Annotated in this window: 23 protein-coding genes and 3 tRNA genes; 8 read left to right on the top strand and 18 right to left on the bottom strand. The window is 68.8% G+C overall.

The window, feature by feature from the left end:
• Positions 1-31: 31 nt before the first annotated feature.
• The 3 genes from IE173_RS06730 to IE173_RS06720 all read left to right on the top strand — a co-directional run bounded on the left by IE173_RS06730 (position 32) and on the right by IE173_RS06720 (position 3,464).
• Entirely contained in the window at positions 32-463 is a 432-nt protein-coding gene (locus tag IE173_RS06730; RefSeq protein WP_191282699.1) for a pyridoxamine 5'-phosphate oxidase family protein, read from the top strand.
• Positions 464-608: 145 nt separating this feature from the next.
• The gene (locus tag IE173_RS06725; RefSeq protein ID WP_191282698.1) at positions 609-2,495 is read left to right on the top strand and encodes a cell wall-binding repeat-containing protein; all 1,887 of its coding nucleotides are present in this window, start codon (positions 609-611) and stop codon (positions 2,493-2,495) included.
• A 144-nt stretch (positions 2,496-2,639) separates the two neighbouring features.
• The gene (locus tag IE173_RS06720; RefSeq protein ID WP_191282697.1) at positions 2,640-3,464 is read left to right on the top strand and encodes a DUF6652 family protein; all 825 of its coding nucleotides are present in this window, start codon (positions 2,640-2,642) and stop codon (positions 3,462-3,464) included.
• A 22-nt stretch (positions 3,465-3,486) separates the two neighbouring features.
• Here IE173_RS06720 and IE173_RS06715 read toward each other — a convergent pair.
• The 3 genes from IE173_RS06715 to IE173_RS06705 all read right to left on the bottom strand — a co-directional run bounded on the left by IE173_RS06715 (position 3,487) and on the right by IE173_RS06705 (position 4,688).
• Positions 3,487-3,560 (bottom strand) — tRNA-Met (locus tag IE173_RS06715).
• Between the two features lie 44 nt (positions 3,561-3,604).
• Positions 3,605-3,676, bottom strand: a tRNA-Thr gene (locus IE173_RS06710).
• A 70-nt stretch (positions 3,677-3,746) separates the two neighbouring features.
• Positions 3,747-4,688 (bottom strand): helix-turn-helix transcriptional regulator, encoded by a 942-nt coding sequence (locus IE173_RS06705; protein WP_191282696.1) that lies wholly within the window; start codon positions 4,686-4,688, stop codon positions 3,747-3,749.
• Between the two features lie 89 nt (positions 4,689-4,777).
• On the opposite strand from IE173_RS06705, the gene IE173_RS06700 reads away from it, so the two are divergent.
• A complete protein-coding gene (locus tag IE173_RS06700; protein ID WP_191282695.1) occupies positions 4,778-5,473 on the top strand; it encodes an alpha/beta hydrolase in 696 nt (231 codons plus the stop codon).
• Here the strand turns inward: IE173_RS06700 and IE173_RS06695 are convergent.
• From IE173_RS06695 to IE173_RS06675, 5 genes are all read right to left on the bottom strand, one after another.
• Positions 5,470-6,255 (bottom strand): hypothetical protein, encoded by a 786-nt coding sequence (locus tag IE173_RS06695; protein ID WP_191282694.1) that lies wholly within the window; start codon positions 6,253-6,255, stop codon positions 5,470-5,472. The two genes, IE173_RS06700 and IE173_RS06695, sit on opposite strands and share 4 nt — an antisense overlap.
• On the bottom strand, positions 6,252-8,078 hold the full coding sequence (locus IE173_RS06690; protein WP_191282693.1) for a glycoside hydrolase family 13 protein: 1,827 nt from the start codon (positions 8,076-8,078) through the stop codon (positions 6,252-6,254). The genes IE173_RS06695 and IE173_RS06690 overlap by 4 nt, the downstream gene beginning before the upstream one ends.
• 34 nt (positions 8,079-8,112) lie before the next feature.
• Entirely contained in the window at positions 8,113-9,012 is a 900-nt protein-coding gene (locus tag IE173_RS06685; RefSeq protein ID WP_191282692.1) for a sugar ABC transporter permease, read from the bottom strand.
• Positions 9,009-10,547, bottom strand: a complete 1,539-nt coding sequence (locus IE173_RS06680) for an ABC transporter permease subunit (protein ID WP_191282691.1) — start codon at positions 10,545-10,547, stop codon at positions 9,009-9,011. The genes IE173_RS06685 and IE173_RS06680 overlap by 4 nt, the downstream gene beginning before the upstream one ends.
• Positions 10,548-10,633: 86 nt before the next feature.
• A complete protein-coding gene (locus IE173_RS06675) occupies positions 10,634-11,854 on the bottom strand; it encodes a sugar ABC transporter substrate-binding protein (RefSeq protein ID WP_191282690.1) in 1,221 nt (406 codons plus the stop codon).
• Positions 11,855-12,040: 186 nt separating this feature from the next.
• On the opposite strand from IE173_RS06675, the gene IE173_RS06670 reads away from it, so the two are divergent.
• Positions 12,041-13,669 (top strand): glycoside hydrolase family 13 protein, encoded by a 1,629-nt coding sequence (locus IE173_RS06670; protein ID WP_308433085.1) that lies wholly within the window; start codon positions 12,041-12,043, stop codon positions 13,667-13,669.
• A 16-nt stretch (positions 13,670-13,685) separates the two neighbouring features.
• Here IE173_RS06670 and IE173_RS06665 read toward each other — a convergent pair whose 3' ends face one another.
• The 3 genes from IE173_RS06665 to IE173_RS06655 form a co-directional block, all read right to left on the bottom strand.
• Positions 13,686-14,690, bottom strand: a complete 1,005-nt coding sequence (locus IE173_RS06665; RefSeq protein WP_191282688.1) for a M23 family metallopeptidase — start codon at positions 14,688-14,690, stop codon at positions 13,686-13,688.
• Between the two features lie 159 nt (positions 14,691-14,849).
• Positions 14,850-15,656 carry an inositol monophosphatase family protein gene (locus IE173_RS06660; protein WP_191282687.1) on the bottom strand — a complete coding sequence of 269 codons (807 nt, stop codon included), beginning with the start codon at positions 15,654-15,656 and terminating at the stop codon, positions 14,850-14,852.
• Between the two features lie 75 nt (positions 15,657-15,731).
• A tRNA-Tyr gene (locus IE173_RS06655) sits at positions 15,732-15,815 on the bottom strand.
• Positions 15,816-15,918: 103 nt separating this feature from the next.
• On the opposite strand from IE173_RS06655, the gene IE173_RS06650 reads away from it, so the two are divergent.
• The gene (locus tag IE173_RS06650; protein WP_191282686.1) at positions 15,919-16,944 is read left to right on the top strand and encodes a LacI family DNA-binding transcriptional regulator; all 1,026 of its coding nucleotides are present in this window, start codon (positions 15,919-15,921) and stop codon (positions 16,942-16,944) included.
• 22 nt (positions 16,945-16,966) lie between these two features.
• Here the strand turns inward: IE173_RS06650 and IE173_RS06645 are convergent, their stop codons facing one another.
• Entirely contained in the window at positions 16,967-17,737 is a 771-nt protein-coding gene (locus tag IE173_RS06645; RefSeq protein ID WP_229841951.1) for a lysozyme family protein, read from the bottom strand.
• Between the two features lie 22 nt (positions 17,738-17,759).
• On the opposite strand from IE173_RS06645, the gene IE173_RS06640 reads away from it, so the two are divergent.
• Together IE173_RS06640 and cls are read left to right on the top strand one after the other, a co-directional pair.
• Positions 17,760-18,248, top strand: coding sequence for a YajQ family cyclic di-GMP-binding protein (locus tag IE173_RS06640; protein WP_191282685.1), 489 nt, complete (start codon positions 17,760-17,762; stop codon positions 18,246-18,248).
• Positions 18,249-18,346: 98 nt separating this feature from the next.
• Positions 18,347-19,807: a cardiolipin synthase gene (cls, locus tag IE173_RS06635; RefSeq protein ID WP_191282684.1), complete on the top strand. Its 1,461-nt coding sequence runs from the start codon at positions 18,347-18,349 to the stop codon at positions 19,805-19,807.
• A 3-nt stretch (positions 19,808-19,810) separates the two neighbouring features.
• Here the strand turns inward: cls and IE173_RS06630 are convergent, their stop codons facing one another.
• The 6 genes from IE173_RS06630 to IE173_RS06605 all read right to left on the bottom strand — a co-directional run bounded on the left by IE173_RS06630 (position 19,811) and on the right by IE173_RS06605 (position 25,646).
• Complete coding sequence (locus IE173_RS06630; RefSeq protein WP_191282683.1) at positions 19,811-20,365, bottom strand: hypothetical protein; 555 nt, start codon at positions 20,363-20,365, stop codon at positions 19,811-19,813.
• A 71-nt stretch (positions 20,366-20,436) separates the two neighbouring features.
• Positions 20,437-21,303: a type II secretion system F family protein gene (locus IE173_RS06625; RefSeq protein ID WP_191282682.1), complete on the bottom strand. Its 867-nt coding sequence runs from the start codon at positions 21,301-21,303 to the stop codon at positions 20,437-20,439.
• Positions 21,303-22,250 carry a type II secretion system F family protein gene (locus IE173_RS06620; RefSeq protein ID WP_191282681.1) on the bottom strand — a complete coding sequence of 316 codons (948 nt, stop codon included), beginning with the start codon at positions 22,248-22,250 and terminating at the stop codon, positions 21,303-21,305. Before IE173_RS06620 ends, IE173_RS06625 begins: the two co-directional genes overlap by 1 nt.
• Positions 22,247-23,725, bottom strand: a complete 1,479-nt coding sequence (locus tag IE173_RS06615) for a CpaF family protein (protein ID WP_191282680.1) — start codon at positions 23,723-23,725, stop codon at positions 22,247-22,249. Before IE173_RS06615 ends, IE173_RS06620 begins: the two co-directional genes overlap by 4 nt.
• The gene (locus tag IE173_RS06610; RefSeq protein ID WP_191282679.1) at positions 23,722-24,915 is read right to left on the bottom strand and encodes an AAA family ATPase; all 1,194 of its coding nucleotides are present in this window, start codon (positions 24,913-24,915) and stop codon (positions 23,722-23,724) included. Before IE173_RS06610 ends, IE173_RS06615 begins: the two co-directional genes overlap by 4 nt.
• Positions 24,912-25,646: an RcpC/CpaB family pilus assembly protein gene (locus IE173_RS06605; RefSeq protein ID WP_191282678.1), complete on the bottom strand. Its 735-nt coding sequence runs from the start codon at positions 25,644-25,646 to the stop codon at positions 24,912-24,914. The genes IE173_RS06610 and IE173_RS06605 overlap by 4 nt, the downstream gene beginning before the upstream one ends.
• Positions 25,647-25,669: the final 23 nt, after the last annotated feature.

The following is a 25,669-nucleotide window of genomic DNA, read 5'->3' as shown; positions in this document are numbered from 1 at the left end:
GGGCGGTCGTCGCGGCGACGAACCTGGCCGCATGGATGAGAACCCCCCTGTGATCAGCCGGGTGAGCACCGACGAGTGCTGGAATCTTCTGCGCCGCTCGGGGGTGGGGATGCTCGCGACCGCGGCCGCCGGCCGACCCGACCTGTTCCCCGTGAACTACCTCGTCGACGGCCGCACCCTCCTGTTCCGGAGCGCGCCCGGCACCAAGGTGGCCGCCCTCGAGGTGCAGCCGCACGCCGCATTCGGTGCCCAGAGCGCCGACGACGACGGGCACTGGAGCATCGTCATCCGCGGCCGCATCGACATGCTGACCGATCAGGCCGAGATCGTCGGGTCCGGAGCGCTCGAGCTGGTGAGCTGGGCGGCGGGATCGAAACGCGTCTTCATGCGACTCACGCCCGACAGCGTCGAGGGGCGCCGCGTGGCGAGCGCCGATTACCCCAGCGGGGCGATCTACACCTGACGGAAGCGACGGCGCCGACGATACCTCGCGGAACAGGTCGTGACGGCTCCCGGCGGAGTTGCTGAACAACGCTAAGTTTACGGGGCCACCTTGCTGCGCTAGGTTCGCAACGACCGTCGCCGCCCGTACCGATCAGGAGTCATCAATGTCTCGGCCTACCCGTCGCACCCGAGTGATCACCCGCATCACCGCACCCGTGACGCTCGCCGTCGGCGCCGTCCTGCTCGCCCCGCTGTCGGCCGTTGCGTTCGAGCCGATCGAGGACTATGCGACGCTCTCCGGTTGGGCCGGGCTCACGGTCTCTGCCGACGGCACGACTGCCTACTTGGCGAACCGGAACAACGACTCGGTCACCGTCGTCGACCTGATCACGTTCAGCACGATCACGACGTTCGGGGTCGGTACCGATCCGACGAATACGGTCTTGTCACCTGACGGATCGGTCGGTCTCGCCACGAGCCTCAGCAGCGACGAGATCCAATTCTTCGACCCCGCGACGAACACCACCCTCGGTGCCCCGGTCGTCACTGCCAACTTCCCGTTCGACGGGGCCTTCACCGCCGACGGCAGCAAGGTGTGGATCACCAACTACGGCGCCAGTTCCATCTCGATCGTCGACGTGGCGACCCGCACGGTCGATACCACGATAACGGGACTGAGCAACCCTCAAGAGATCGAACTGAGCCCCGACGGAGCGGTGTTCTGGGTCGTCGACTACGGCGGATCGGTCATCGCCTTCGACGCCTCCACGCACGCCCTGCTCGACTCGATCGCCGTCGGCGGGCAGCCGACCACGATAGGCCTCACCCCCGACGGCTCGCGCGGCTATGTCTCCACCTACTCCACGAGCATCGTCGAGCTCGATACCTCCGACCCGACCGACCTGGCGGCGATCGACACGATCACCACCTCGGTCATCACGGCACACGTCGACATCTCGCCTGACGGCGCGACCCTCTACGCCATGCTCTACGACAACCCTGGTGACGGGGACGGGATCTCCCGCATCGATCTGGCGACCGGAACCCAGGACTATGTCGCGCTGACCTCCCCGTTTCACATCGCCGCGATGCCCACCGGAAACGGTCTGCTCGTGAGCCAGTACGCCAACGAGATGTGGCTGGTCGCGGATCCGGTGATCCGGCTCACGGGAACGAACCGGTACGGCACGGGGGTGGAGATCTCGCAGGAGGGCTTCCCGGGCGGCGCTGAGGTCGTCTACGTCTCGACCGGTCTCGCCTTCCCCGACGCCCTCGCCGCCGGGCCGGCGGCGGCGCACTTGAACGGCCCCGTGCTGCTGACCGACCCCGTGACGATGCCGGCCGCGGTGCGCGCCGAGATCGTGCGTCTCGACCCGGCTCGCATCGTCGTCGTCGGCGGCACCGACCGCGTCTCCGCCGCGATCCTCGCCGACCTGAACACGATCGCGCCCACCGACCGCATCTCGGGCGCCAACCGGTTCGAGACCTCCCGCAACATCGCGATCGACGCCTTCGACACCGCGGCGAACGGCGGCGGCGCCACCGACGTCTACATCGCCACCGGCCTCAATTTCCCCGACGCCCTCGCCGCCGGCGCCGCCGGCGCCAGCTTCGGCGCCCCGGTGATCCTCGTCAACGGCACCCAGCCGACCGTCGACCAAGCCACCCTCGACGTGCTGGCCGACCTCGGCGCCGTCAACATCACCGTCGTCGGCGGATCGAACATGGTCTCCGACGGGATCGTCACCCAGCTCGGCGCGACCCGACTCACCGGCGCGGACCGCTTCGGCACCGCCTACGAGATCAACCACGCCGTCTTCGGCGCCGACAGCGCCCGCCGCGCGATCATCGCCACCGGACTCGCCTTCCCCGACGCACTCGCCGCATCCGCCCTCGCCGGACAGATCAAAGCACCACTGTTCCTGGCACCCACCAGCTGCGTCCCCGCCGCCGTGCTGGCCGAACTCACCACCATCGGCGTCACCCAGGTCACCCTCGTCGGCGGACCCGACCGACTCACCCAATCGGTGTTCGACCTGACTTCGTGCTGATCGGAACCTCACGATTGTGAGTAGTGCGCTCTGATCACCTGAGGTACTGAGCCGAGGGCTGCCCCCGAACACCGTCGAACTCTGACGCGGATCCGGGGGCTGCCTCCACTGTCCGCGCCCCGCTCGTCCCCTACGTTGTGCTCTATGAGATTTGTTCAGGCCGGCGTGATGATCCTCGGCGCGATCGGCTACGTCGCCATCCCGGTCGCCTTGGTCTGGGCGTCACCCGTCCTGTCGGAGTCCTCGGGGCCCGAGGTGATCCTGTACATCCTGATCGCGGCCGTGGCGGTGTGGAACCTCGCACTGCTCATCGTGACGGTCCTCGTCATCGTCGACAGCGTCAAGAAGATCCGGTCAGGCAGAACTCGAGAACTGGCATCCGGCGTCCTCCTCGTCAAGCTCGCCGCGATCCCGTTCTATCTCATCAACTTTGCCCTGCTGCTTCTCGTCGCTGTCGGCGTCCTCGCCCTGAGCCTCCGCGCGATCGGAATCTTCCTCCTCCCCTTCGTGGTTCCGATCGTCATCGCCGGCACGATACTCACCTATCTGCTGCTGCTCTCGACGTCGATCTACGGGTTCGCCGCGATCGCGCGACTGCGACGCGAGCGCTCCATCGGGATCGGGGTGACCGTGCTCTACACCCTCCTGCTTCTCGTGTTCGTCGTCGATATCGCGGGTGCCGTGATGGTGTTCGGCCACTCTCGCCGACGAGCGGGGACGGCCCTCGTCGTCCTCCTTCTCACGGTGGGAGCGACCCTCGTCGCGATCTGGGCCGTCCTCTTCGATCCCGACGGTGGCTTCGACGTGCGCACGTTGATCGGGATCGGCGGCGCGGCGATGATCGTCGGCACGATCGCGATCAGCCTGATCCGCCGATCGAGGCTCCGCGGCCGACGATCGGACGTCGAGCGCGTCGTGGCCGATGAGTCCGCGGCGGTCGTCGAACCGGCAGCGACCGTCGAATCCTGAGCGTGGCGAGAACTCGCTTCGGTAGCTGAGGCGGGGCACGATCCCGCGACCTCACGATTATGAGTCGTGCGCTCTAACCAACTGAGCTACTCAGCCAAGGGCAGCTTCCCCCGCCGCACGGAGCACCGACGGAAGCGCCGAGCCCCGAGTCAGGATTGAACTGACGACCCCTTCCTTACCATGGAAGTGCTCTACCACTGAGCTATCGGGGCACGCCTCGAACTTGCCGAGGCACCAGGAGACTTTAGCATCCGGGCGACCGGGGTTCGACCGGATGACGCGCTACCGCCCGGCGCGCAGCTCGCCTGGCGTCATTCCGAATCGCGTGCGGAACGCCCGGTGGAAGTGGGTCGGATCGCGGAACCCGCACGCCGCGGCGATCGCAGCGACACCACGTCGCCGCCAGGCCGGTGAGACGAGTCGCTCGCATGCGAGATCGAGTCGCTCGGCGAGCAGCCAGGCGCCGAACGTCTCGCCCGCGACCTGGAACGCCGACTGCACCGTGCGGCCGGTGAGCCCGAACGCGGCAGCCACCTCGTCCGCCCGGAGGTCGGGCGCGGTCAGCCGGGCCCGGGCGACGGCTTTGAACTCGTCGAGACGGGTTTCGGGGTCGTCCGGGGAGCCGGCGAGCACTCGCAGCAAGGCGCGCACCGGCGCGGCCATCGCCGCAGCGACCTCCGGGCGGCCCGCCTCGATCTCGGCGCACATCAGCCGGGCTTGCGTCGCGAGGGCTCGACCGGATGTCGTGCGCGTGAGCTGCTCGTTGATGCGCAGCACGTCGCGGCGGGTCGGCTCGAATCCGGGGCGCTTCTCGATGCGCAGCGAGTACAGGCGGAAGCGGGCCCGGTCGGCGAAGTCGACGACGAAGGGCGACTCGCTGTCGAGCAGGATCGGCATCCCGCGGCCGAGCTGCCAGGCACGATCGAGGTGGCTCACGGTGTGATCGCCCGATGTGCTGAGGTTCAGGTAGACGGCTTCGTCGGGGCGCTGCTTCACGAGCGCCGAGCCGCGGCGACCGACGTGCCCCGGCGCCCACATGTGGGCGAGCACGTCGCCGTCGACCGGGTAGGAGTCGAACGCGGCATCGAAGACACCCGTCCCCGACCATTCGGTGCGGATGCCGAGGTACACGTCGCTCAGGGCATCCCGGAAGTAGTCGAAGCGCTCCGCCTCGGGCACGTCGCTCGTGCGGGCGTGCACGGGGGCAGCGGCAGCTTCGCTCATCGTCATCGATTCTCGCTCCCGGCCAGAGACCGGCATCTCGGGCGCTGCCTATCCTGCCCTCGAACGACAACCCACTCAAGGAGGAGAACATGTCGAACCCGACCATTTTGCTCGTGCACGGCGCCTGGCACGGTGCCTGGTGCTGGGATGCGGTCCGCCCGCTGCTCGAGGCGAAGGGCCGCACCGTCGTCGCGATCGACCTGCCGACGGTGCACGCGCCGAACAAGGCCGAGCTCGGCATGCTCGACGATGCGAAGGCGGTTCGGGATGCCGTGGACGCGATCGCCGGCCCCGTCGTGGTCGTGGCCCACTCCTACGGCGGGGTGCCCACCACCCAGGGGCTCGCGGGGGCCTCGAACGTCGCGCACATCGTCTACATCGCCGCGTTCGCCCTCGACGCGGGCGAGTCGTTGCTGGGTGCCGTCGGCGGAGTGCCCCCGACCTGGTGGATGGTCGATGGTGCCCTCACCACCGCCGGCAACCCGGCCGAACCGGCGGAGGGCCTGTTCTTCAACGACCTGCCCGACGACGTCGCCCACGCCAACGCCGCTCGCCTGATCTCCCAGGCGACGAAGCCGTTCAGCGACATTGTGACGGAGGTGGCCTGGCAGACCATCCCGTCGAGCTACCTCATCACCGAGCGCGACGCGGTCTTCCCGCTGTTCGCGCAGGAGGCGCTCTCGGGTCGCGCCGGCTCGACGGTGCACCGGCTCGACACCGGCCACTCGCCGTTCCTGTCGCAGCCCCAGGCGACCGCCGACATCATCGACGCCGCGGGGCGCTAAGCCGACCAGCCGAGCCGGGTCGCGACGACATCCGCGGCCCGGCTCGGGAAGGCATCCCAGCCCGGCTCGAGCGTGTCGCGCAACAGCCCGAACAGCCCGCGGGCGGCATCCTCGATCGGCGCCCCGAGCACCGTGCGCAGCTTCGCGCCGAGTTCGGGATAGTCGCGCTCGAACCGGCGCAGCGGGTCGATCCCGTCGCGCACCGACGCCTCGACGGGGATGCGAGCCCGAACGGCCCGCGCGAGGTGGGTGACCGCGAAGACGTGCACGAACTGTCCGGCGACGAGCGACTCTCCGCGCCGATCGCGTCCGACACCGATCAGCAGTTTCACGAGCACGAGCCGTGCGTCGTTGGCCGGGTCGGCGGGTGGCGCCGCGCGCACCCGCGCCTGCGAGGCGGCGATCAGGGTCGCGGCCGGGCCGTCGTCGACCGGGATGTCGACGTCCTCCGTGGCCAGCGCACCCCCGAGTTCCTCGGCGGTCGCGGCGGCGAACTCGAACACGTGCCCGTCGTCGTAGACCGCGGCGAAGCCGATCTCGCCCTCGCGGGCGACCAGTACCAGCCGGTCGGGGTCGGGCAGCCATGCCACGACGTCGCGCACCGCATCCTCGGCGCCGGGGTGGGCGAGCATGAAGAAGTCGTGGTCCGACCACTCGTCGCGGCGATGCGCGGCCGCGGGCGAAGCCGAGCCCAACAGCACGAGACCTGCGAAGCCGTCGCGGGTTCGGGCGACCTCGGCGAGTGCGGTGCTGCGGCGGTCGAACTCCGCACCGGCCGTCACGAGGAGGCCGACCAGGCGGGGGCGTCGGCGCGGCCGAGCGACCAGACACCGAACGCGGCGCCCCCGGTGGTGACGACGCCGTCAGCGACCGAGATCGACCCTTCGGCCACGATCATGCCGGCGACGCCCAGCCCGAGGTCGGCCGAGGTCGCGGAACGCGCCGCGACGACGACCAGCACTTCGTCGACCGACTCGCGGGCGAACGCGATCAGCTCCGCCGAGACGTACAGCCAGCGCAGGCCCCCGTCGGCGAGTGCAGGATGCTCGGACCGCAACCCCGCGAGGCGCTGGTAGAGCGCGATGCGGTCGGCGGCGGCATCCAGCTCGTCCCAGGGAAGGGGCGTGCGGGAGTGCTCTCCATCGGAGCCGGTGAGGCCGAACTCGTCGCCCTGCCAGATCACGGGCAGCCCGGGCAGCGTCATCGCGAGCCCGACAGCGACGGGCACCGTGCCGGGTCGGGCGTCGTTCACGAAGCGCGGGATGTCGTGGGTGTCGAGGGCGTTCATGTTCCGGGTGCGCACCCGCCACGGGAAACCGGCGGCGAACTCGCGGTGCGACGCGACGACGTCGGTGCCGTCCCAGTCTTGCGTCTCCCCCACGATCATCGACAGGCCGCCACCCGCGCCGCTACCCGGGGTGCGCAGCCAGTTCCAGACCGGTCGGGTGAAGTTGGCGTAGGTCATCGCGCCGTGCCACGCGTCGCCGACGAAGTCGGCGGCCGCATCCCCGGTGAACTCCCCGAGCAGCAGCGTGTCGGGATTCACCTCGGTCATCGTGCGACGGATGATGCGCCGCACCTCGGAGTTGAGGTCGTCGGCGCCGTACCTCCCGGTCATGTTGGCGACGTCGATGCGCCAGCCGTCGAGCGAGTACGGCGGCTGGAGCCACCTCGCGACGACCGAGTCGGGGCCCTCGATGAAGCGGCGGCGCAACTCGATCGAGTTCCAGTTGAGCTTCGGCAGGCTCGGCACTCCGAGCCATGACACGTAGCTGTGCTGCGCGTCGTCGAGCCAGTAGAAGAACTCGCTCTCGGGGGCACCCGGATTGCCGTGGGCGGCCTGGAACCACTCGTGCGCGTCACCGCAGTGGTTCGTCGTCAGGTCGCCGATGACGCGCATCCCGCGGGAGTGCGCCGCCTCGACGAGCGAGACGAACGCCTCGTCGCCGCCGAGCAGCGGGTCGACGCGGTCGAACGAGTAGGCGTCGTAGCGGTGGTTCGACCGGGCCGGGAACACCGGAGTCAGGTAGAGGATGTCGACGCCGAGACCCTGGATGTGGTCGAGCCGCTCCTCGATGCCGGCCAGGTCGCCGCCATAGAACTGCAGGGCGATGCGCCGACGGTCGGGCTCGATGGGGTCGCCCCACGCCGCGGGTTCCGTCCAGTCGGGCAGTTCACGCCCGTCGGCCGCCGCGGAACGGGCGAACCGGTCGGGGAAGACCTGGTACATGACCGAACCCGCCGACCAGGCAGGAGGCACGTTGCCCGCGACGATGCGGAAGTCGTCGGCATCCCGGGGGTCGAGGCGGTGCAGCCCGCGCGCGTTCAGCCAGTGCGCGGTGCCATCGCCACGGTCGAGACGGAAGCGGTACGGGTGTTCGGGGTTCTCGACGGTGACCGGTGCCTCCCACCACTCGGGATGCGACTGCGCGTGTGGCCGGACGGCTTCGACGTAGAACGGCTCGCCGTCGGGGCGCACCCGAACCCGAATCCGAGTCGCGCCCCACCCCTCGGGGACCCGCACTCGAACCCGCACCACGTCGCCGAGCGAAGGGTTCGGGTCGGAGACGTAGAGGCTCGAGCCATCGTGATGTGGTTCGGTCACGCGTGCACGCTACCCGTCGGATGTTTCCGAGACGTCACTTCACCGCACCGGCGGTGAGCCCGCCGACGATGTAGCGCTGCAGCGCGAGGAACAGCAGCACGACGGGGATCGCCGCCATGATCGCCCCCGCCGAGAAGGCGCTCCAGTCGGCGTAGCGCGGGTTGGAGACCAGCTTGACGAGCCCCACGGCGAGGGTCTGGCTCTCGGGATCGATGAGCAGCACGCTCGCGATCAGGTACTCGCTGAACGAGGCGATCACCGACAGCAGCGCGACGACCGCGAGGATCGGGGCGACGAGCCGCAGGATGATCGAGAAGAAGATGCGCGCGTGCCCCGCGCCGTCGATCTTCGCGGCCTCGTCGATCTCGACCGGCACCGTGTTGAAGAACCCGTACATCAGGTAGGTGTTCACGCCCAGCGCGCCGCCGAGGTAGACCATGATCAGCCCGAGTCGCGAGCTCAGGCCCAGCACCGGGAAGATGTCGCCGATCGCGGTCATCATGAGGAAGATCGCGACCGCGCCCAGCAGCTGCGGGAACATCTGGATGACGACGATCGTGATGAGCCCGAACCGGCGACCGGTGAATCGCATCCGCGAGAAGGCGTAGGCGGCAAGCGCCGCCATGAGGGTCGAGGCGACCGCCGTGACGGCGGCGATGAAGACCGAGTTGCCGAACCAGAGCAGGTAGGGCGTCTGATTGCCGGTGAGGATGCGGATGAAGCTGTCGGGGCCGAACTTCGAGAACAGCGCGTTCGAGCCGGTGAGTGTGCCGTTGGGGTTGAGCGCCGAGGAGATCACGAACAGCAGCGGGAAGACGGCGAAGATCGACACGGCGATCGCGACGAGGTGGCGCCATCCGGTGTCGGCGAGCCAGGCGACGAGGCTGCGTCGCGGGAGCTTCTTCTGCACAGGGGCGGGGGCTGTCGTCGTCATCGCTGGATGTCCTCCAAGGCCCGGGTGCGGCTGAAGCTGAAGATCGCGATGCCGGCGACGATCACGAAGATCAGGATCGAGAACGCGCTCGCCAGGCCGTAGTCGCGGTTCTGCCCGGTGAAGGCGACCTTGTAGACCATCGAGATGAGCAGGTCGGTGTGGCCGACCGGGAGGCTGGTCGTCGTGTCACGGGGCCCGCCGTTGTTGAGCAGGTAGACGAGGTTGAAGTTGTTGAAGTTGAACGCGAACGACGCGATCAGCACCGGCGCCGTCGTGGAGAGCAACAGCGGCAGCTTGATATGCCGGAAGAGGTTCCACCCGCGAGCGCCGTCGACTCTCGCCGCCTCGGTGAGCTCCCCCGGGATCGCCTGCAGCGCCCCGGTGCAGATGAGGAACATGTAGGGGAATCCGAGCCAGAGGTTCACCAGCAGCACGCTCACCTTGGCGAGCGTCGGATCGGAGAGCCAGGGGATGTCGGCGCCCCCGAAGACCACTTGGTTGAGGAACCCGAAGCTCTCGTTCATCATGCCGCCCCAGACCAGGATCGACAGGAACGCCGGGAACGCGTACGGGAGGATCATCAGCAGCCGGTAGTACCGCACCCCGCGCATGCGGGCATGCTCGAAGGTCAGCGCGAGCAGCAACCCGAGCGCGAAGCAGAGCACGACCGAGCCGATCGCGAACGCGAAGGTCCACGCCGTCACGTAGAGCAACGGCCCGCGGATCGACGACTCGGTGAGGGCTCGCACGAAGTTGTCGCCCCCGACGGTGATCTGCCAGCCCGGGCGCAACTCCTCCCCGTTCTCCGCGACGAAGGCGCCCGTGCCGATGTCGGAGTAGACCACACCGCGATCGTCGGTCATCGTGCCCGCCGACTCGTCGTACTCGAGCGTGGAGAGGTAACGGTAGGCGCTCGAGCCGTCGGGCGTGCGGAGCGCCCCGTCGTTCGGATCGTCGGAGAAGGGCACGGCGAGCTCGGTGATCTCGGCGGTGCGCGCGATCACCTGTTGGAAGGTGAGGCTCGTCCAGCCCGCGGTCGAGACAGCCTTGCCGTTCTCGAACTCGGCATCCACTTCGGTCAGCGGTTCGTCGGCGGTGCCGACGTACGCGGTGTCGTCCTCCGGGTCGGTGATGAGCAGCCCGAGCTGCCCGAGCCGGTCGACGACGGTCACCGGATAGGTGGGCGAATCCTCGACCCGCACGAGCGACGAGGCGAGAAGCGACGAGACCGCCTGCTCCTTCGAGCCGTTGTGCCCGGTGCCGTAGTTCGTGAAGCCGACATAGCCGGTGTAGAGCAGCACGAAGATCTGGAACACCGCGAGGAAGAGCAGGCCCGGAGTGAGGTACTTCGCGGGGAGGAACCGCCGCCGCGCCAGGTAGACGACGTTGATGAGCGCCGTCACGACGAGGATGGCGACCGTCGCGACCAGGTTGCCCTGCAGCAGGACGAAGAAGGCCGCGTAGACGGCCACCGCGTCGATGAACGCGAGCAGGACGATCTTCACGACGAGCGCGAGCAGCGACGAGCGGGTCATGCGGGATACCTCTCCGGCGGGTGGATGCGGGACGCGTCGAGATCTGACGCGCCCCGCATCCGCTGGGGTGTTCGGGCGAACCGGCGTCAGCCGATCGCGGCGCTCACGTCCGCGGCGAGCTTCGCCCACGTCGCCGCGGGGTCCTCACCGTTGATGATGGCCGCCTCGGCGATGCCCCAGTACTGCCAGACCGAACCCATCGCCGGGATGGCCGGCATCGGAACGGCGTCGGCGCCGACGGTCGAGAAGCCCGCGATGATCGGGTCGCTCGACGCGGTGTCTGCCGCCGCGCTCAGCGCCGGAAGGATGTTGCCGGCCTCGAACAGGGCGAGCTGCACATCCTCGGAGCCGAGGTAGTTGACCAGGAAGTCGGTCGCGGCGACCTTGTTCTCGCTCTCGGCCGAGAGGAAGAAGCCCTTGACGCCGGCGAATGGCTGAGCGGCATCCGAGGTCGGGCTCGGGATCGGGTCGATCGCGACGTTGATGCCGGCGTCGAGAGCCGACCCGACGTTCCACGGACCGGTCAGCCAGAAGGCCGCGGTGCCGTCGAGGAAGGCCTGCTTGGCGATGGCGCCGTCGATGTCGGTGTTGAACACTCCGGTGCCGTTCTTGCCCTGGCTTCCGAGCCAGGCCGCGAACTCGGTTCCGCCCTCGTTGCCGAGCTGCAGGTCGGTCGCGTCGTAGCCGGCGTCGGTCGAGCCGAACACCGGGGCCCCGAACGCGGTCTGGAACGGGTACAGGTGATACGGGTTGCCTTCGGCACCCTGCTCGACCACGAACGGCTGGGCGAGGCCTGCAGCCTTTCCGGCGGCGATCATGTCGTCGAAGCTCGCGGCGGCCTCGGGAACGAGGTCGGCGTTGCGCAGCACGGCGATGTTCTCGACCGCGTACGGGAGCATGTAGATGGTGCCGTCATAGGTGGCGGCCTGAATCGCGACATCGAGGTAGTCGCCCGCCGAGTCGCCGAGTTCCAGGGGGGCGACGACGCCGTTGGTCGTCAGCTCGCCGAGCCAGTCGTGGGCGCCCATGACGATGTCGGGGCCCTCACCGGTCGGGGCCTGCTGGATGAAGTCATCCTTGATCGTGGCGTTGTCCTTGCCGACGAGTTCGACCTCGACTCCGGTCTGTTCGGAGTAGTCATCGGCCGCTCCCTGGAGCGCGTCGAGGCGTTCTGCGTCGACCCAGACGGTGAGCGTGCCGCCGGTTCCGGCGCCGCCGTCCGTGCCGGGGGTGCAGCCGCTGAGAACGAACGCGGCGGTCACGGCGATCGCGCCGAGGCCGAGAAGTCCGGTCCTGGTCACCTTCATTGGTGTGTGTCCTTTCGCTGACAAACGGGAACGGCCGCCAGCCGGAGGCCGTTCTCCGAACGCTTGGTGCAAGCGCTTCCAGAGAATCTCAACCGATCTTCGGGCCAAAGTCAAGACGTCTTGTCTCTTGAGTCGCAAACTTGACATTGCAATCTGCAAACGCTTCCATCAGAAACGATGGAATCAATGCTGAACTCCGACTGGTGGCGCAACGCCGTCATCTACCAGGTCTATCCCCGCTCCTTCGCGGACTCCACCGGCGACGGTGTCGGCGACCTCGCCGGAATCACCCGGCGACTCGACGCGCTCGCCGAGCTGGGGGTGGATGCGGTCTGGCTGTCGCCGTTCATGACCTCACCGCAACGTGATGCCGGCTACGACGTCGCCGACTACTGCGACGTCGACCCGCTGTTCGGCACGCTCGCCGACTTCGACGCGCTGCTCGCCCGCGCCCACGATCTCGGGTTGCGGGTCGTCGTCGACCTCGTGCCCAACCACTCGTCGAGCGAGCATCCCTGGTTCCAGGAGGCACTCGCCGCGGGACCGGGGTCGCCCGAACGCGGGCGCTACCTGTTCCGCGAGGGCCGCGGCGCAACCGGTGAGCTGCCCCCGAACAACTGGCAGTCGGTCTTCGGCGGCCCCGCATGGACCCGCATCACCGAGGCGGACGGCACCGCCGGACCCTGGTACCTGCACCTGTTCGACGCGTCGCAGCCCGACCTCGACTGGAGCAACCCCTGGGTGCACGACCGGTTCCGCGAGATCCTGCGGTTCTGGCTCGACCGTGGCGTCGACGGATTCCGGGTCGACGTCGCCCACGGCATGATCAAGGCCGACGACCTGCCCGACTACACCCCCGACCCCGACGGCGGCAGCATGGGCGGCGACGAGGTCGACGTGCCGTACTGGGCCCAGGAGGGCGTGCACGACATCTATCGCGACTGGCGCCGCGTGCTCGAGGCCTACGACGGCGAACGCGTGCTGATCGCCGAAGCGTGGGTGGCGCCGCTCAGCAAGATGGCGCGCTGGGTGCGTCCCGACGAGATGCACCAGGCCTTCAACTTCGGCTACCTCGAGACCCCGTGGCAGGCGGCCGCGCTGCGGTCGATCGTCGACGAGTCGCTCGAGGCGTTCGGGGCCGTCGGAGCACCCAGCACCTGGGTGCTCTCCAACCACGACGTCATCCGTCACCCCTCCCGGCTGGCGCTCACGCCGCCCCCGCCGCAGGGTGAGGGCATCGGCCCGCGGTCACCCCGGCTGCCCGATGAGGCCGTCGGCCTCCGCCGTGGTCGCGCGGCCACCGGGTTCATGCTCGCGCTGCCCGGCTCGGCCTACCTCTACCAGGGCGAGGAACTCGGCCTGCCCGAGGTCGTCGACCTGCCGGACGAGGCCCGCCAGGACCCGACCTTCGCCCGCACCGGCGGCAAGCTCTACGGTCGCGACGGATGCCGGGTGCCGATCCCCTGGGAGACCGACGCGCCCGCCGCCGGCTTCAGCCCGACGGGTGACTCCTGGCTGCCGCAGCCCGCGTCGTGGGCGTTCTACGCCCGCGATGCTCAGCGCGGCGTCCCGGGTTCGACGCTCGAGTTCTACCGCGCCGCGCTCGCCGTGCGGCGGGACCACCAGCTCGGTGCGGGCGAGATCGAGTGGCTGGACTCCGCCCCCGACGTGATCGCCCTCCGCAACCGCGGCCTCACGATCGTCGCCAACACCGGAAGCACTCCGGTGCCGCTGCCGGCCGGCGAGGTGGTCGTGTCAAGCGGTCCCCTCGGCGACGGGATCCTGCCCGGCGACACGACCGTCTGGCTGCGCTGACCCGACGGCCGGGACCCTAGCTCGCGTACGTCTTCAGGAACGTGTACGGGTCGACGTAGTGCATCGGGTCACCGATGGAGATCGTGAAGTGCAGGTGCGCGCCGGTCGCCTGGCCAGTGGCGCCGACCAGCCCGACGAAGTCGCCGACCTTGATCTCCTCACCGACGACGAGGGGCGATGAGCCGCTCTGCATGTGCGCGTAGCCGCTGTACACGGTCTGGCCGTCGATCTCGTGCTGGATGATCACGTAGTTGCCCCAGCTGGAGCCGCCTTCGCCGTGCTCGTACACGACGCCGTCGGCGATCGCGAAGATCGCGGCTCCCCACCCCGGGTTGAAGTCGATGCCGGAGTGCGCCGTCGAGCATCCGCGGCACGGCGCGGCACGGTCGCCGAATCCGCTCGAGATCGGCACGGCGTAGGGGAACGGCCAGCGGATCGGACCGGTGCCGACGGTGTAGTCGAAGGTGCGGTTGCCGTACCGCAGGCGCAACATCTCCGCCCACGAGGTGACGGTCCAGGCGTCGCGCTCCGAGAACGAGACGAGCGTCGGGTCGACCTCGACCGTCTGCGCCTCCATCGCCAGCGAGTCGGCGAGCACCGTCTCTTCGGGTCCCGTGTCGAAGGCGTTCGCCGGCACGGTCATGCCGAAGGCGAGGGCGCCGGCGAAGAGCATCGCGCCGAAGGAGAGCAGGCGCTTGCCGAGCGACTTCTTCACCCCGGCGACCCGCACGGCGTCGCGACGCGTGGTGTTCTTGGCGGTGCGGCGCGGCTTGACGCGTGCTTTCGCCCCGGCCCCCGATGCGGCCCCGCGGCGCGGGGCGGCAGGCGCGACGACCTCGACGGTGCGTTCGCGATCCCGCAGTTCGCGGCGGGTCAGCGGGGCGGAGACGACCTCACGCGACGGCGAGATCTCGTGCGTGGGAGTCGCGGGCGCGGCGATCGGCTCCAGCCGCGCAGGGGTGCCGAAACCGAGGAGGTCGAGAACCAGCGGGTCGTTCTCGCGTTCCTCGGGAACGGTCATTCGGCAGGACTCCTGGAGTGCGACCGACGGCAAACGCGGCCGAACGCTTTCGGGATGCCGGCGCGGGGTGACGCCGGATGAACTCCCCCAGGGTAACGAATTGGCAACGGTCTGGCCACTCGCACTGCTGATTCTCAGGAATCCGTCACACGGGCGTCATCAGAACGCGTCGAAGGCACCCAGCTCGTCGAGGACCGCCTCGAGTCGCGCGGCGACGGAGGGCTCGGCGGCGATGATGAGGTCGCTGCTGGGGGCCGCCCCGCGCATCCCGGTGACCCGCGCGCCGGCCTCGCGGGCGACGAGCGCCCCGGCCGCGTGATCCCACGGGCTCAGCGTGCGCTCGAAGAACGCGTCGTAGCGGCCGTCGGCGACGAAGCACAGATCGAGGGATGCCGTGCCCTGCCGGCGAATGTCGCGCACCTGCGGCAGCAGGCGGGCGATGACCTCCCCCTGCGCCCCCCGCGTGCTCGCGGCGTACGCGAACCCCGTGGCGATCAGTGCGAGATTCAGCGGCGTCGGCCCGCCGACCCGGAGGCGACGCTCGCCGCAGAAGGCACCCGCGCCCGCCTCGGCGGTGAAGATCTCACTCGTCGCCGGATTGAGCACGACGCCGATCTTCGAGGTCCAGGTGAGCGGATCGGGCTCGCCCTCGACGAGGGCGATGCTCACCGCGTAGTGCGGGATGCCGTAGAGGTAGTTGACGGTGCCGTCGATCGGGTCGACGACCCAGGTGAGTCCGCTCGACCCGGAGACCGACGCCCCCTCCTCGCCGAGCACCCCGTCGGACGGGCGGGCATCCTGAAGTCGACCGAGCACGAGTCGCTCGACCTCGCGGTCGGCTTCGGTGACGACATCCACGACCGTCGACTTCGTCGCGGCCACCGCGACCCCTTCGCGGCGTCGGCGAGCGGCGAGCTCCCCCGCTTCGAGGGCGATGGTGCGGGCGAGGTCGAGGAGTTCCGTCACCCGTCGAGCCTAGGTCGCCTCGGCTGAAGGGACTGCCTCATACGTCGAAAGCCCCGCTCCAGCGGGGCTTCGGTGTGGTGGCGAGTGAGGGATTCGAACCCCCGAAACTTACGTGTCTGATTTACAGTCAGATCCCTTTGGCCGCTTGGGTAACTCGCCGTCGCGCCGAAGCGCTCGACAAGAATACCCGCTCGCCGGGCCCCGCCCCACCACGCCGGTAAGATCGGCAGACCACTGCGGTGGGCACCGACAGGAGGAACCCGTGGCCGGCATCGAAGAGGTCGCGCGGCGCGCCGGCGTCTCGGCGGCGACGGTGTCACGGGCGCTCAGCGGGCGCGGCCACGTGTCGGCGGCGACGCGGGCGAAGGTGCTCGAGGCTGCCGCGGCGCTCGGTTACGTCGTGTCGTCGAGCGCATCCGCCCTCGCGACCGGGCGCATGCGCAACGTCGGGGTCGTCATCCCGTTCCTCAACCGGTGGTTCTACGGGGCGGTGCTCGAGGGCGCGGAGAGCGCCTTGCTCGCGCAGGGGTACGACCTCACGCTCTACAACCTCGGCGGCGGCGCCGAGGAACGTCACAGCGTGTTCGAGCACTTCCTGCTGCGCAAACGAGTGGATGCCGTGATCGCCGTCTCGCTGGAACTCACCGAGAGCGAGGTGCAGCGGCTGCACGACCTGCGCAAGCCGATGGTCGGCGTCGGCGGGCCGCTTCCGGGCGTGCGCACGCTCAGCATCGACGACATCGCCGTGTCGCGCCTCGCGACCGAGCACCTCATCGGCCTCGGGCACCGGCGCATCGCCCACATCGGCGGAGACCGTGCGGTGGAGATGGACTTCCACCTGCCCACCAACCGGCGCATCGGGTACCAGGAGGCCCTCGCGGCGGCCGACATCCCGACCGATCCGGCGCTCTTCCACCCCGGCGACTTCACCATGCAGGGCGGCTACGAGGCGGCGAAGCAGCTCCTCGGCGCCCCGCACGACCGGCCCACCGCGATCTTCGCGGCATCCGACGAGATGGCGATCGGGGCGATCCTCGCCGCCCGCGACCTCGGGCTCGACGTGCCGCGCGACGTGTCGGTCGTCGGCATCGACGACCACGACCTCGCGGCGTTCTTCGGTCTCACGACGGTCGCGCAGTATCCGATGCTGCAGGGGCGGATGGCGGTGGATGTGCTCATGCAGGAGCTGCACCCCGGGCATCCGGAGCCGGCGTCGCTCAACACCCCGCTGCCGTTCGATCTCGTCGTGCGCTCGAGCACGGCGCGGCCGGATGCGGGGCGGGGCTAGGTCTCGACACGCGCCTACGGCGCTACTCGACCACCGAAGTGGCGTAACGCACGGCGTAGCGGGCGACGGTGTCGCGGTAGGACTGCGGGGAGTTGAAGCCCGAGACCGCGGCGATCCAGCCGGCCTCGGTGTCGATGTGGATGCTGACGCGGCACAGGTAGTTCGCGGTCGCCATCGCGGCGTCGTCGATGTTGTGCGGATCCTCGACGCCGTCACCGCTCGCGTCGGTGTGCCAGTTGCGCCAGGTCTGCGGGATCAACTGGAACGGGCCGACCGCGCGGTCGAACTCGGTGTCGCCGTCGAGGGTTCCGCCGTCGGAGTCGGGGATGTGCTCGACCCCGTCGCCGCCGGCGAGGGGAACGCCGTAGATCGGCGGGGCGACGGTTCCGTCGGGCTCGACCGCCGACCCGCCGTGGCGCCCGTGGTCGCTCTCGGTCGCGCCGATGCCGGCGAGGGTGTTCCACGCAAGGCCGCATTCGGGCATCGAGGCGGCCTTCGCGAGTGATGCTCCGGCATAGGCGGCGAGCGCCCGCTCGGGGATGCCGGTCGCCGCACTCGTCGACGCGAGCCAGTCAGCATCCACCAGGCCCGCGATGCCCACCCCCGGCGTCGTGGCGGCGACGGGCGGGGTGGCGGGCGGCGCCCACGTCGGGGCCGGCTCCTCGGCGACCGGCGCGGCCCCCGGCATCCCGGGCACCCGCGGGGCGAGGAACACCAGCACCGCCGTCGCGACGACGCCCAACGAGACCAGAACGGCGGCCACGATGATGATCGTTCTGGGGGCCGCGCGCATCGACACGTTCTACCATGGCGGCATGGCAGATTCCTCGTTCGACATCGTCAGCAAGGTCGACAGCATGGAGGTGCAGAACGCCCTCGGCATGGCGCAGAAGGAGATCCAGCAGCGCTACGACTTCAAAGGCGTCGACGCCTCGATCGAGATGTCGGGCGAGAAGATCCTCATGAAGGCGAACGCCGAAGAGCGGGTCAAGGCGGTGCTCGAGGTGTTCGAGCAGAAACTGATCAAGCGCAACATCTCGCTGCGGTCGCTCGATGCCGGCAAGCCGTTCCCGAGCGGCAAGGAGTACCGCATCGAGGCGGCCATCAAGCAGGGCATCTCGAGCGAAGACGCGAAGAAGATCGCGAAGATCATCCGCGACGAAGCCCCGAAGACGATCAAGAGCCAGATCCAGGGCGACGAGTTGCGCGTGCAGTCGAAGAGCCGTGACGACCTTCAGGCGACGATCGCCCTGCTCAAGGGCAAAGACCTCGACGTCGCCCTGCAGTTCATCAACTTCCGGTAGCTCGGCTCGCGAAGTGCCCGTTTCTGGCGCACGTCGCGACCTGTGCACGGCAGCTTTCGGCATTTCGCGGGCTACGGCGGCGCTGCCAGACTGTGCTCGTGGATTCCGGGACGATCGTCGCCATCGTCATCGTCATCGCACTGGCGATCGACATCGCGGCACGCATCCTGGCGCTCATCTTCGTACCGAAGAACCGCCGCCCGCAGACGGCGCTCGCCTGGCTGCTGGCGATCTGGTTCCTGCCGTACGTCGGCATCATCCTGTTCCTGATCCTCGGGCGCGCCCGGTTGCCCCGCGCCCGGCGCCGCAAGCAGCACGAGATCAACGAGTACATCCTCGACACGACCGAGGGCTTCGACCGGGTGAAGCGCGACCGGCCCTGGCCGCCGTGGCTCGAGCCGATCGTCGAACTCAACCGCACCCTCGGGTCGATGCCGCTCGTCGGCGGCAACTCCGCGCAGATGTGGAACGACAACACCGAGTCGCTCGCGCAGATGACCGCCGCGATCCGGGCTGCGAAGAAGACCGTGCACGCAGAGTTCTACATCCTGCTGCTCGATGACGCGACCGGGGACTTCTTCGACGCCCTCGAGGATGCGCACGCCCGCGGCGTCGTCGTGCGCGTGCTGCTCGACCACCTCGGCAACGCCCAGTACCCCGGCTATCGCCGCACCGTGAAGCGCCTCAACCGAATGGGGGTGCAGTGGCGACGGATGCTGCCCTTCCGTCCGCTGCACGGCCAGATCCAGCGCCCCGACCTGCGCAATCACCGCAAACTCCTGGTCGTCGACGGCACCGTCGCCTTCACGGGATCGCAGAACGTCATCGAGACCGGATACCAGCGGCGCCGCAACCACCGTCGGGGGTTGCACTGGAAGGACTACATGGCGCGCTTCGAGGGTCCGGTCGTCGCCGGCATCGACGCGCTGTTCGTCACCGACTGGTACTCCGAGACCGGCGAGCTGCTGGAACGCGAGGCGGCTCCTGCCCGCACGACGGGCGACGGCGACCTCGACTGCCAGGTCGTTCCCTCGGGGCCCGGATTCGCCGGCGAGAACAACCTCCGGCTGTTCAACTCGCTCGTCTACGCGGCGCAGCGGAAGGTCATCCTCACCTCGCCCTACTTCGTGCCCGACGACTCGATGCTCTACGCCATCACGACCGCCGCACAGTCGGGGTTGCAGGTGGAGCTCTTCGTGTCGGAGATCGGCGACCAGTTCCTCGTCTTCCACGCCCAGCGCTCGTACTACGAGGCCCTGCTGCGCGCCGGGGTGAAGATCTGGCTCTACGCGGGGCCGACCATCCTGCACTCCAAGCACCTGACGATCGACGACCAGATCTCGGTCATCGGCTCGAGCAACATGGACATGCGCTCGTTCAGCCTCGACCTCGAGATCTCGGTCATGGTGCGCGGCGAGAAGTTCCTGAAGGAGCTGCGCGCGATCGAGGATGCCAACCGGGCGATGTCCCGCGAGCTCACCCTCGAGGAGTGGTTGTCGCGTCCGGTGTGGCACCGCACCCTCGACAACCTGGCGCGGCTCACCGCGGCCGTGCAGTAGCCGCTACCCGAGCGCGGCGATCGCGTCGAGGGCGAACGGTGTGAGTGCCGCTGCATCCGCCGAGGGGGCCGCACCGACCTGCACGTAGTAGTCGCCGGCGAGCACACGCAACTCCGACGAGGAGTCGCCGTTCACCTCGTTCGAGATCGCCGTGTAGTACGCGACATCCCCGACGCCGTCGACGACGAGCAAGCCGTCGCGTTCCCAGCGGCGTTCCTTGCGCTCGGCCTCGTTGCCCTGAACGAGCTGCACCCCCACGTGGTAGACCGCGTCGGTGTCGGGGTCGGCGAAGAAGCACACCGTTCCGCCCGCCTGCTGCACGCCGGCGAGGTCGGAGTCGTCTTCGTACTGCGGGTCGACCGTCAGCTGCGCGAAGCCGCGGTCGGCGGCGCTCGGCACGAGCAACGCGCAATCGGTCGGCACCGCCATCAGGTCATCGGCGGACGTCGACGGGTCGGTGTCGAGACGGTCGGGGCGCAGAGTCGTGCTGCAGCCGGCGAAGAGCACCGTTGCGGCGAGCGGGAGCGCGAGGAGCGGCAGGATGCGGCGGGTCGTCATGCGACGAGTGTGGCGGATGCCGGGACACGGCACCTCGTCCCGGCAGAGTCCGTCGACTACTCCCGGGGGAGTCAGCTGAAGGTTCGCATGATGCCGATCACGGCTGGGGTGAGCAACACGATGAAGAGAACCGGCAGGATGCAGAACACCAGCGGGAACACGATTTTCACCGGGACCTTGACTGCCTGCTCCTCCGCGCGCTGGCGGCGCTTCACCCGCATCTCCCCCGCCTGGATGCGCAGAACCTCGGCGATCGAGATCCCGTACTCGTCGGCCTGAACAACCGCACGCACGAAGCGTCGCAGGTCCTCGACATTGGTGCGGCGTTCGAGGGCACGGTAGGCATCCCGACGGGAGCGCCCGATGCTGACATCCTGGAGGGTTCGCACCAGCTCCTCAGCGAGTGGGCCGCGGCCGTTCGTCACCGCCTTCGACATGGCCGCGTCGAAACCCAGCCCCGCCTCGACGGCAATCGTCATCTGGTCGAGCGTGTCCGGCAACGCCCTCTGAATGGCCTTCTGCCGGTCGTCGGCACGTGCGTTGAGGAAGACCTCGGGCGCGACGAGGGCGAGCACAACGCCGAACCCCCCCACCAGGTTCCGAAACAGACTCGGCTCCGCCGCGATGAAGAGAATGGCGATCACGACGGGGGGTACGGAAGCGACGATCTTGATCGCGAGGAACCGAGCAGCGGTCCACTCGCCCGCCCGGCCGGCATAGACGATCTGGCGCTCGATCCAGGCAACGTAGCCACGCGGTGCCGCGCGGGTCAGCCGCGCACCCGTGCCGATGCGCGGCTCCTCCGACCGACTTGAGGTCGCTTCGGGCACCATGTGGACGGTCGGGGCCCCGAGAGGCACGAGGAGAAACAGCGAGAAGAGGAACGCTGCGACACCGATACCGGTCGCGAGAGCCGCGAGGAGGGGCACGGCGCCCATCAGAACTTCACCCTGACCACGGCGAGCATCCAGAGGCTTCCCACGACACCGAGCAGGACCGCGATGATGAGCGCGAGGACCCCGATGATCGACTCGACGAATACCGCGAGATAACCCGGCTGCACGACGAGAAGCGCCAGCGACACGGCGATCGGGAGACAGATGAGCACGATCGCCGACAGCCGGCCCTCCGCGCTGAGCGCTCTCACCTGGCGACGGATCTGGTTGCGCTCCCGAATCGTCGCACCGACCTGAGCCAAGACCTCGGCAAGGTTGCCGCCCGTCTGCCGGTTGATGGAGATCGCCTGCGCGGTCCACATGAAGTCATCGCTGCCCATCCGGGCTGCGGTGTCCTCAAGGGCGTCGTTCAGGTCGCGTCCGATGCGAGTCTGGTTCACGGCCCGGGCGAACTCCTCTGAGGTGGGCGCCTCCGCATCGCGAGCAACTGCGTCGAGCGCCTGCACGATGCCGTACCCCGCGCGAAGGTTTCCGGCGATGAGTTGGAGGGTGTCGTCAAGCTGATCGGCGAACTTCGCTCTCCGGGCTCCGGTCCGAATCGCCAACACGACCTTGGCGACCAGTGGCGCCAGGAGGGCGAATCCGATCGCCAGGGGAATCGACCACAATGTACCGAAGCCGAGCAAGGCACCTACCAGAGCGAGCACCGTCCCCCCGGCGAAGGTCACCAGGATGAACGACGGTGGCTCCATGACGACGCCGGCGAGCACAAGATCCTCCTTGTCGAAGAACCCACGCCGCCCCCGCGAGACGGACTCGATCGCGTTCACCGTGCGTTCGGTGACGCGCGTGAGCTGCGAGACCTGTTCGACGCCGGGCGCTGTGCGGCGAGAAGCCGCGACTCTCACCCGAGGGGGCGCAAGCACAAAGAAGACGAACGCGAGGAGCGCCGCGAGCACGAGCAGTGCGCCGACGAGGACCACAGTCATCTCCGCGCCCTCGCCGCGATCACCGGAGCCTGGAAGAGATCACCCGGCAGGTCGATTCCCACATCGAGGAGTCGCTCCGTGAAGCGCGGGCGGATTCCCGTCGGCACGGCTTGCCCGAGATACCGGCCAGTCTCGTCCCGTCCTGCCGCGAAGTCGAACGTGAAGATCTCCTGCAGGGTGATGATGTCCGACTCCATCCCGTTCACCTCTGAGATGTGAACGACACGTCGGCTCCCGTCGCGCAAGCGCGCAATCTGCACGATGACGTCGATCGCCGACCCGATCTGCTCGCGGATGGCCCGCAGGGGCAGATCCATCCCCGCCATGAGCACCAGGGTTTCAAGTCGCGCGATGGCATCGCGCGGCGAGTTGGCGTGGATCGTCGAGATCGATCCCTCGTGACCGGTATTCATGGCTTGGAGCATGTCGAGGCTCTCTCCGCCTCGGACCTCGCCGATGACGATTCGGTCGGGGCGCATGCGCAGCGCGTTGCGAACCAGTTCGCGGATGGTCACCTCACCGCGGCCCTCGATGTTGGCCGGCCGTGACTCGAGGCGCACGACGTGTTCCTGCTGCAACTGCAGTTCGACTGCATCCTCGATGGTGATGATGCGTTCGCTCGAGGGGATGAAGGCCGACAGCACGTTGAGAAGCGTGGTCTTTCCCGTGCCGGTGCCTCCGGAAACGAGGACATTGAGGCGCCCTTCCACCGCGGCACGCAGGAGGTGGAGCGCTCGGGCATCGATAGTGCCGAGCCGCTCCAAATCGGCCGCGGTCAGAGCTTGACGAGCGAACTTCCGTACGGTGAGTGCGGGGCCGTTCACCGCCAATGGCGGGATGATCGCGTTGACACGCGATCCGTCCTCGAGCCGCGCGTCGACGAGCGGCGAGGACTCATCGATGCGGCGTCCCACGCGCGACACGATGCGCTCGATGACTCGTCGCAGTTGGGCATCGCTCGTGAACCGAAGCGGACTGAGGCCGAGCTTGCCATTGCGCTCCAGGTAGATCTGATCGAATCGATTGACCATGATCTCGGTGACCGAGTCGTCGTCGAGGAGCCCTTCGAGCGGACCATAGCCGAGAACGTCGGCGCCGATCTCGTCGATGAGCCGCCGGCGCTCTATCGCAGTGAGGGCCACCTGCTCCGCGTCGACGATTCGGCTGAGTTCGTCGCGGGCGAGCGCATGGAGACGCTCCTCGGTGAGCGACGAGTCGCTCAGCCTCCCCCCGATGCGAGCGAAGAGTTCCTGTGCGGCGCGTTCCTTGAGGTCGGCGAGGACATCTGGAACCGGGGACGGGCCGGGGCGAGGGAGGCCGGTCGGCGATGGGAGGGGTGCTGGAGCGGCGACCGCAGCGGGTTCATCCACAGCGGGCACGACAACAGTGGGCGCTGGGACCTCGGTTTCCGCGCCGGACGTCGGCGGTTCATCTGGCGCCGGAGTCGGGGTGGCGAGTCGCTCCGAGAGTTTCATCGTGTCCTCCTGCGGTGCAGTCGAGAGCTGAGCTGATCGGCGGCCGGGGTGATCGTCGCGAGTAGATCGAGAATGGCTTTCGCGGCCGGATCCCGGGGATCGTGCTCGAGCAGTGGGATGCCGTGATTGCTCGCGAGCACCACCTCGGGTGAGCGAGGGATCGGAACCCCCACGGTCGCCCCCGTGATGCGCTCGGCATCCTTCACCGTGAGTCCGCTCGTGCGGTCGACGAAGTTGACGACCACGTGGCGATGCTCGGGTGCGATTCCCGCGCGGTCGAGCACGTCGAGCTCGACGCGGAGGGCCCGCAGGCTCGGCACCGAGAGACTGCTCACGAAGATCCCGTGGTCGGCCGCCTCGAGCACCGAGAGCGTCTGCTCGCCCACCCCCGGAGTCGTGTCGATCACGACGTACCGAAAGATGCGCGCCAATCGCGCAAGCACCACCGAGAAGCGCTCCGGCGCGATGGTGTCGGCGTGCTCGGGTGAGGGCGGCGCGGTGAGCACGAAGAAGCCACCAGGGTGGCGATGCATCGACGCCTTGAAAGCGATCTCATCGGGGCCGGCCGCGACAGCGTCCAACCAGCCCCGGGTCGACGGCAGGTCGAGAGCATTCGCAATGTCGCCGAACTGGAGGTCGGCGTCGACGAGAACGACGGAGTCGCGGGCGACGTGCGCCAAGCCTGCGGCCAGGTTGATCGCGATCGTGGTCTTGCCCTGGCCGCCTTTCGGAGATGCGACCGCGATCACCACGGGACGGTCGTCTTCAGCGAGAGGGGCGGGCTCGACCGGAAGCGCCTGTTCGGGCAGCGCAGGGGGCGCGACCGGGGCCGCGGGGCTCAGACCGGCGAGCACACTCTCGACCAACGCGTCGGCGCCATCGGGACTGAGCACCGCGTGGATGGTCATCGCGTCGACCCAGTCCTCAAGCTCCGACCGTTCCCCCTTCACAACGACGATCGAGGTGCCCGGTCGCGCGACCGGGATCGCGTCGGCCAGAAATCGAGTCTCCTCGTACGACAGGAACGGGCCGAGGAGCGCGACCGACGGTCTGCTCGGCAACCGCTCGACGACGCCGGAGAGGTCGGAAGCGATCAGCTCGGCGGGTACGCTCGCCAGATCGACGCCGAACAGGCCCCGCAACCGGGACTCGTATTCGGCGCTGCGACCGATCAGAACGTAGCGGCTCACCCGAAGAAGTCGTCTCCGGTCACGAGCCCGGGAATCGTCTGGTCGGCTTCGTCGGGCTCAAGCGTCAGCCAGATGCCGGCGCGGTCGTTCTGCTGCATCTCGGCCGCCCAGACGACGCGCTGAACATCGGTCGCCGTCAGGGCGAGCGTGACCATGATCGTCGCGACGGGAGCGGCATCCTGTGCCGAGGCGTCCGGAACGTAGTTGTCGCCGGCCTGCGTCCGGGTGACGAGCACCTTGTGGAGCGCGAAACCGGTGGTCGCGCCGGACTCTTCGCCGAGCACGGTGATCACGACGCCCACGGTGCTGCCGCCACGTACGGCGCCGCCGACGACCTGCTCGACCGGCAGCGCCACAGTCACCTCCTGCATTCCTTCAGGGATGACGACATTCCCCTGTGCCGCAAGGTCTGCTGGGTCGGCGAACCGACCCTCGACGAGCTGGTCGCCGGGAAGCAGGGTGACGGTCGTGACCTCTCCGGCTACGTCGCGCAGCGCCGTGATGTGGTCGGGTTGGATGGCGTCCCGGGCGTACCGCTCGACGCTCACGTAGTCCGAGATCTCCTCGCCAGGCGTCCCTTGCGGCACGGTCGTGTGGACGACATAGACGGACACCAGCTCGGCCCCGTTTGCCGCTCGCACGTCGGCGTCGCGCACGTAGAGCACGACCACCACCGTGCCCACGACGGCCAGGACGAGGGCGAGGATCGCCCCGATGATTCGGATTCTCATGATTCGGGCTCTCGGTTCGGTCG

Origin of the sequence: Pseudolysinimonas yzui, from assembly GCF_014653215.1 — a bacterium.
Lineage (GTDB): Bacteria > Actinomycetota > Actinomycetes > Actinomycetales > Microbacteriaceae > Pseudolysinimonas_A > Pseudolysinimonas_A yzui.
This window is presented reverse-complemented; position numbering and strand designations above follow the sequence as displayed.